Source organism: Cupriavidus sp. CuC1, from assembly GCF_044627735.1.
Taxonomy (GTDB): Bacteria; Pseudomonadota; Gammaproteobacteria; order Burkholderiales; family Burkholderiaceae; genus Cupriavidus; species Cupriavidus ulmosensis.
The window spans coordinates 42,903-48,902 of sequence record NZ_JBIUHC010000077.1 but is presented as its reverse complement, the minus strand read 5'-3'; the positions used below and the strand labels follow the sequence as shown (position 1 = coordinate 48,902).

Below are 6,000 nucleotides of genomic sequence, written 5' to 3'. Positions count from 1 at the left end.
GCCGCGGTAAACATGCAGTCGCCGCGTAAACATCACTCCACTCGACCCATGAGGTGCATTGTGAAGCGTAGTCCTTGTGTCTGGCTCATGTTGGCGCACAGGCTTTCGATGTTCAGCTCGAGCAAGGTCCAGTCAAGCTGCGCGTACCCGCGGCCTTCACCGCTGTCCCCGGCGTTGACCCGGAAGATCCCGGCCCTATCGAAATAGAACGTCTTGTCCATTATTGACTGATTTACAAGAGATCGGTCGGGCTTAGAGGATGATGTCCGTTTGGCATCGCATTAACGCATTCAAACAGGGTTCACAGATATGAAGAAACTATTCTTCATCCCCACTTTTTCGGCATTGTTCGCGTTTGGCGGTGCGGTGTGCGCGCAGGTCGATGACCAGTCGGATTCGCAGGCGCGCTGATCGGGACCGCGACGCAGCAGGTGCTCGACGAGGTGCGCACCCGAGCGATCGCAGTGTGGACGGCCTGATCCAGTTTTTCAACGAACGGAGCTTGCAGCTAGCCTCGGGCAAGCGCAACTGAGCCCGTCGCAGGCGACAGGCGGACGCGATATCGCAAGATAAGATGCGCGGAAAGCTCTGTCCCCGAACGGGTGCCGGAATCGAACCAGACCGGCGTATCTCCACACGCGGCAACAAGCGCGGGAAGGAGATCGATCGTGGCGATTCCGCCATTCGCGTGACGGCCGCCGTGACTAGAGCAGAGGATGGCGTCGACGCCGACATCGATCGCCCGCTTCGCATCGTTGAGGATGCTGGATGCCCTTGACGGTCAACAGCAGGGCTGGTGAGCGAGCGCAGCCAGACCAGATCGTCCCAAATCACGGTCATCCCGAAGATGGATGCCCAATGCCGCACGACTGCGGCGACATCGTTTTCCGGCGGACTGCGAGCTTGGTGTGGAAATGCAGGTTGGATAGTAGTTCGCCAGAGCGACGCCGCGCAACTGGGGAAAGTTGCTGTCGTTGAGGTCCCTCGCGCCAACCTGTGTGCCAGGTGTACAGGGTCACGACGATGCCTTTGTAACCGGCCGCCTCGGCCCGGCGGACGAAGCTTGCAGCAAGATCAAGATCATTGGGCGTGTAGAGCCGAAAGAAGGCATCGCCGTCACCCGGTTTCCGCGACAGCTTCGAGCGGGTCATTCATCAGCGTGGACGCCATCATCGGCACGACGGCCTCTGCTGCCGCCTTCGCCGTGGCGCCGGAATCCGGCCCGTCCGCCTAGGACACCAACGATAAGCCGGAACCCGTCCGGTCTCCTGTCTGCAAGTCGAATGGCCGTTCATCGGGGCGCAACCGACGTGAGGACGTCCAACCGATGACACGTACGAACGGCCGCTTCTGGCCGGTTACAGCCGTCCAATCCGGCGGCCGTGCTCGACCCGTTCCCGCCAGTCGACCCAAGGCTGCCCAGACGGCGGCTTTCAAGGTACAAGAGACCCTCGCTAAGGAACGTTGGCCGGCACGTAATCGGCCGTCACGGTCACTCGATAACCCACGGCTGAGACGCCGATTACAGCGGCTTCGCGAAGCGATTGGCGATGACCCGCGGCTTAGGAAGGATTTGTTGGTTGCGACGACCTTCTACCGACTTATGCCGTCAACGACTGATGCTAGCCCCCTTTGGAGCAGGGACCAGTCCATGCCGATGACGACCGCGCGGTAGCCGCGTGCGATCATGGCATTGGCCAAGTCGGTAGTCGGCGCGACGCCGCCGAGCAAAACCCGGCTCTTTAGAATTGGGGCCTCAAGTTGTGCGATTGCCGCTTGCACCTCTGGCAGATCCGTCTGGCCCCGGCATCCCATGCTGGTGGCAAGGTCCCCGGGGCCGATGAAAACAAGGTCAAGTCCGCGCGTTGCGACAATGCCTTCAATATTGTCGATGGCATCGACGTGTTCAATCGTGCCAATGGCAAGCACCTCCTCGTCTGCGCAATCCAGATATTCGCGCATGGATAGACCCCATCGTGGCGGGGCGTAGAACGGGCCCCAGAAGCGATCTCCTTTGGGCGGGTAGCGGACAGCCCGCACTGCCGCCTCTGCAGCGGCTTGGGTCGTCGTCATCGGAAAGCAGATTCCCAAAGCGCCGAGGTCAAGAGGGACCTTGGCCTGCCACGCATTCGTTGCCGCAACCCGGACCAGCGGCACGAGCGGGGTGCCAGAGGTCGCGCAAATCATCGCGTGCGCAGTGCCGGCATCGATTGCGCCGTGCTCCATGTCGATGAGGACCCAATCGAGGCCAGCGCGAGCCATGATCTGGATCGTCTGAACCGAAGGTATGGTCGCGATGGCGCCGAGCGTTGCCTGGCCACTTCGCCACATCGATTTCAGCCGGTTAATTCCATTGGCGGCAGGGACGGCAGTTGTCATGATGGCTCCTGGCACGGGCGCCATCGTAGTCTATGCATCTCGTGCCGGCCTTGCAAAGGGGACGTGTTGGGTCAAGAGCGGATACATTGGGAAGCTGCAGTTTTCCGGGAAAGGGTGGAGGTCGGATATGGCCGGGCTTCAGCCGTTCAGCGCGTTGCCTCCAACGCCTCTTTGGGGTCGGTCAGCGACCGCCAAAAGAAGTGCAGACTTGGGCTCCCTTCGTAACAAAGGAGATCGTCATGGAATCACTGCACTCCTCTCCCGGAAATCGCATCCCTTGGAACAATCTCCTGGGACACACCAAACTTGAAAGCACGGCGAGATATCTGGGCATTGAAGCAGACGACGCGCTCGAAATGGCAGAGCAAACGGAGGCGTGAGGACCTGATGGCCGGCGGTCGCTTGCCGGCCAGTTTGAGTCAGCCGATCTTGAACCGTCAATGACGGAAACGGCCGATGGACGGCCGATCACTCTCTGACGGGGACCGTCGGTCCCAGAGCCGTCGATTGGCGAACGCAGCCTTGGGATAAGGCTGGTGGGCCAGTATATTCAAATGTCACGGGCAGGCGAGGGAGCGGAACATGGAGCAAAAAATGGTTCGACTCAGGATGTGGACCTCCGGCGCCTACGCGCTGGCCTCTGCCGGCGCGGACGGCACAGCCAGCGTCGTCGAGCATGACGGACGAGGCGCCCTGCACACGATCGATATCGGCCCGGACGGCTTCGAGGAAACGGTTATCCGGCGCCACATGGAGGCCCGCGGCGTGGTCATGCGCAGGTCCCGGCTGCGTGGCGATTCACGCGGCAATGTCGAGTGGGAGCGGCGACTCGACAGCCCCCGCATCACCCGCACCGAGGTCTGGTCGGCGCCTGCTGTGGGACCGGGCAGATGGACGCGCGAGGACGTCCGGCCGGACCGCACCACGCGCTATATCCGACACAGCAACGGCAGCTTCCGCGCCGTAGCGACCGCGCCGGATGGCACGGAACTCTGGACGGCCGATTGGCAACGCAAGCGGGGCCGGCTGCACGGCGCCTTCTTCCGCAGCGACGGCAAGGCCCTGGGCGATGCCAGCGTGAAAGGCGGTGGCCAGCAGACGATGCAATGGACCGGGCCCGACTCGCAAGGCACCTCGTCCCGGACCTACAAGGGCGCGGACGATACGGTGGTGGAGGTCAAGGACTACACCCAGAGCGACGGCGCGCACGTCCACATCGTCCGCACGTACGAGCCGACTCCGGGGCGCGGCCACGAAACGGGAAGCAGCACCAGGGGCGTGTCGGACGAAGGGATCAATCCCGCGAAGTCGTGGATCAAGATCGACGTCAACGACGACAAGGACAATCCGATGGGGCAGCACGACGACGGGCACAGCTCGGTGGGGTTCGGCACCGAGTCCAATCCCGACGGCACAAGCACGGAATACACCATCAGCAGGCACGAGAAGCCCGACGGTTCGTCGTCCATGGACAGGACGGACTGGTCATCCAACGGCGACACCGGGTCCGCCGCTAGTTCGACCGACGTCAATGGAAACACCTCCACGACTGAAGTGGCCAGGCACGCGGACGGGAGCTACACCATCAAGACGCGTACCGTCGACAAGAACGGCGACGGCACGGAGCAGACGGACTCGGTGGACAAGGACGGCAAGATCACGAACGGCGAGCCGAAGACCGTCAAGGGCGGCAAGATCGTGGCCGGCCCCACCGCCGGCAATGCCGATGGCTCGGAGAACTCGGGTGACTCCGGCGACGGCGATGACAACGCTAATAGCAATGTGGCGGACAACGCCAACGACTCCGCCCCCCCCGACGACGACGACCATCCCGACCCGGATGCGGATGCCCAGACCGGCCTGCCGGCGGGCGACGGGGACGACGGTGGCCAGGAGGGCAATCCGGACGGCCGCCTGGCGGGGATGGACCGGGACACGCTGCTCGCCCTGGTCGGACGTGCGTGGCGCGGCGAGGAAGGGATCGACAGCCTGGGCGATACGAATGCCCGCTACGGACGCTGGCTCGATGCACTTAGGGCCGTCGTGGAGGCAGGCGGCACGGTCGGAAGTACGGGAGAGGAGCTGGACAGCCTGGGCGCGCCGATCCCCGGATTCGACTTTTCCGGCGGCGGGGGTGGCCACCAGGACGAAGACCTCGACAGCCTTGGCCGCCCGGTGATCGACCTCGACATCGTGCCCCGGCCACGTCCGGGTCCGGACGACATGACGCGGCTGGGGTCGCTGCTTGACCTCTGTGCGCAACTCGCCGCGAGCTCCGCCACCGTGGCGGCGTCCGTGAGCCTGCTCAGGCAGGCCTGAGAGGGCCGCGTGGCTGCCTCAATGACCGGAAAGGAACTGATACCGTGAGTTGAGCGCTGACCGACTGGACTCATTGCCTTTCCAGACGTTCGCAAGCGCAAGCTTGAGGGACTGTAACGGGTCGGGAAGAGGCGTCCGCCGCCGTGCCGGCCAATGGCGGCTCATCGGCCGTAACGGACATGCATGCGTCAGATGGTGGCAACGGCGGAGCAAACGAACAAGCCAACGAAGAAAAGAATCACGCCCCACAATAGCCATGTCGGGATGCGCGGGCTGTTTCTCGCGTCAGTTGGTGTGGGCAAAACGGCAATCGCAACCACCTTGCGGGAAGGTACCGTAGGCGGCAAATCCCGAGGATGACCGAGCACCAGCGAGTGCGCACGAGCGACGGGGAACCGACTAGCGAAACCCATCAGGGGCGCTGGCTCTGGCCAAACTGAACAGCCTCGCTCTACTCAAGCCGCAGTGGGATGCGGGTGCTTCGGCCCGCTGCTCTATGTGCCTGACGTGTCGCCGGCCTCACTCGACTGGATGAGTAGCACGGCGTCGCGCTTGTCCAGCAGATGTTGGCGCAGGATCGCGGCAAGCCGCTTGCCATCGCGTGCTTCGAGCGCCGTCAGCATCTCCTCGTGGTCATGGATGGCGCTGTCCCATTTCGGCTTCTGATAGTTCGACCGGTAGCGCAGGGCCTGCAACCTCCGATTCACCGATAGATAGGTCTGACGCAGCGCGACATTGCTGGCCGCTTCGTTGATACGGTCATGAATCTGATGGTTGAAGCTGTAATAGCCGGGCAAGTCATCCTTTGCCCGGCATGCCAGCATCGCGTAGTGCAGCGCTTTGATCTCCGCCAGCTCGACGGCCGTGATGCGCTCGCAGGCCAGCTCCCCGGATAACGCTTCCAGGCCGCTCATCAATTCGAATGTGTCCCGAATCTCCGTCTCCGACAGGCGCGATACCGTCGCGCCCCGGTTGGGCGTGCTTTCGATCAGCCCTTCCGCCGCCAGCACCTTCATGGCTTCGCGCAGCGGCGTGCGGGAGATGCCCAGCGTCTCGCATAACTCGCGTTCGTTGAGTTTCGTACCCGCTTTCAAGACGCCCTCGACGATGAACGTCCGCAGGTGATCCACCACCGTGTCGTGCAAGCGTTGCCGTTCAACCTTGGGTAGCACGGATATGGGAGAATCCGCGCCAGGAGAAATTGAATTTTGCATTCAAAGCTCTAGAAGCATCATTGTGAACATTTTAGCAGACACTTAACACCGTTCCAAAATTTAGCTGGATCCATTTGTATGGGGTAAA

Annotated in this window: 6 protein-coding genes and 2 pseudogenes; 3 read left to right on the top strand and 5 right to left on the bottom strand. The window is 62.6% G+C overall.

The features are described from left to right. Nucleotides 1-32: 32 nt before the first annotated feature. Nucleotides 33-221, bottom strand: coding sequence for a hypothetical protein (locus tag ACGLHR_RS28975; RefSeq protein ID WP_400097847.1), 189 nt, complete (start codon nt 219-221; stop codon nt 33-35). 88 nt (nt 222-309) lie between these two features. On the opposite strand from ACGLHR_RS28975, the pseudogene ACGLHR_RS28970 reads away from it, so the two are divergent. Continuing rightward, nucleotides 310-461, top strand: a pseudogene (locus ACGLHR_RS28970) (ABC transporter substrate-binding protein); the annotation flags it as partial. Between the two features lie 47 nt (nt 462-508). On the opposite strand, the gene ACGLHR_RS28965 reads toward ACGLHR_RS28970, so the two are convergent. The 3 genes from ACGLHR_RS28965 to ACGLHR_RS28955 form a co-directional block, all read right to left on the bottom strand. Beyond that, on the bottom strand, nt 509-718 hold the full coding sequence (locus ACGLHR_RS28965; protein ID WP_400097853.1) for an alpha-hydroxy-acid oxidizing protein: 210 nt from the start codon (nt 716-718) through the stop codon (nt 509-511). A 118-nt stretch (nt 719-836) separates the two neighbouring features. Continuing rightward, nucleotides 837-1,151 carry an alpha-hydroxy-acid oxidizing protein gene (locus ACGLHR_RS28960; RefSeq protein ID WP_400097845.1) on the bottom strand — a complete coding sequence of 105 codons (315 nt, stop codon included), beginning with the start codon at nt 1,149-1,151 and terminating at the stop codon, nt 837-839. A 442-nt stretch (nt 1,152-1,593) separates the two neighbouring features. Next, complete coding sequence (locus ACGLHR_RS28955; protein WP_400097843.1) at nt 1,594-2,379, bottom strand: HpcH/HpaI aldolase/citrate lyase family protein; 786 nt, start codon at nt 2,377-2,379, stop codon at nt 1,594-1,596. 287 nt (nt 2,380-2,666) lie between these two features. Here ACGLHR_RS28955 and ACGLHR_RS28950 point away from each other — a divergent pair. Continuing rightward, nucleotides 2,667-2,759: pseudogene (locus ACGLHR_RS28950) on the top strand (integrase); the annotation flags it as partial. 214 nt (nt 2,760-2,973) lie between these two features. Then, nucleotides 2,974-4,698, top strand: a complete 1,725-nt coding sequence (locus ACGLHR_RS28945; RefSeq protein ID WP_400097841.1) for a hypothetical protein — start codon at nt 2,974-2,976, stop codon at nt 4,696-4,698. 494 nt (nt 4,699-5,192) lie between these two features. Here ACGLHR_RS28945 and ACGLHR_RS28940 read toward each other — a convergent pair whose 3' ends face one another. Then, nucleotides 5,193-5,912 (bottom strand): GntR family transcriptional regulator, encoded by a 720-nt coding sequence (locus ACGLHR_RS28940; RefSeq protein ID WP_400097839.1) that lies wholly within the window; start codon nt 5,910-5,912, stop codon nt 5,193-5,195. Nucleotides 5,913-6,000 lie beyond the last annotated feature (88 nt).

Excerpts from the sequence above, each read along its gene's own strand:
- ACGLHR_RS28955 (WP_400097843.1), bottom strand. The coding sequence starts at position 2,379 with ATGACAACTGCCGTCCCTGCCGCCAATGGAATTAACCGGCTGAAATCG.
- ACGLHR_RS28975 (WP_400097847.1), bottom strand. The coding sequence starts at position 221 with ATGGACAAGACGTTCTATTTCGATAGGGCCGGGATCTTCCGGGTCAAC.
- ACGLHR_RS28960 (WP_400097845.1), bottom strand. The coding sequence starts at position 1,151 with ATGACCCGCTCGAAGCTGTCGCGGAAACCGGGTGACGGCGATGCCTTC.
- ACGLHR_RS28940 (WP_400097839.1), bottom strand. The coding sequence starts at position 5,912 with ATGCAAAATTCAATTTCTCCTGGCGCGGATTCTCCCATATCCGTGCTA.
- ACGLHR_RS28945 (WP_400097841.1), top strand. The coding sequence starts at position 2,974 with ATGGTTCGACTCAGGATGTGGACCTCCGGCGCCTACGCGCTGGCCTCT.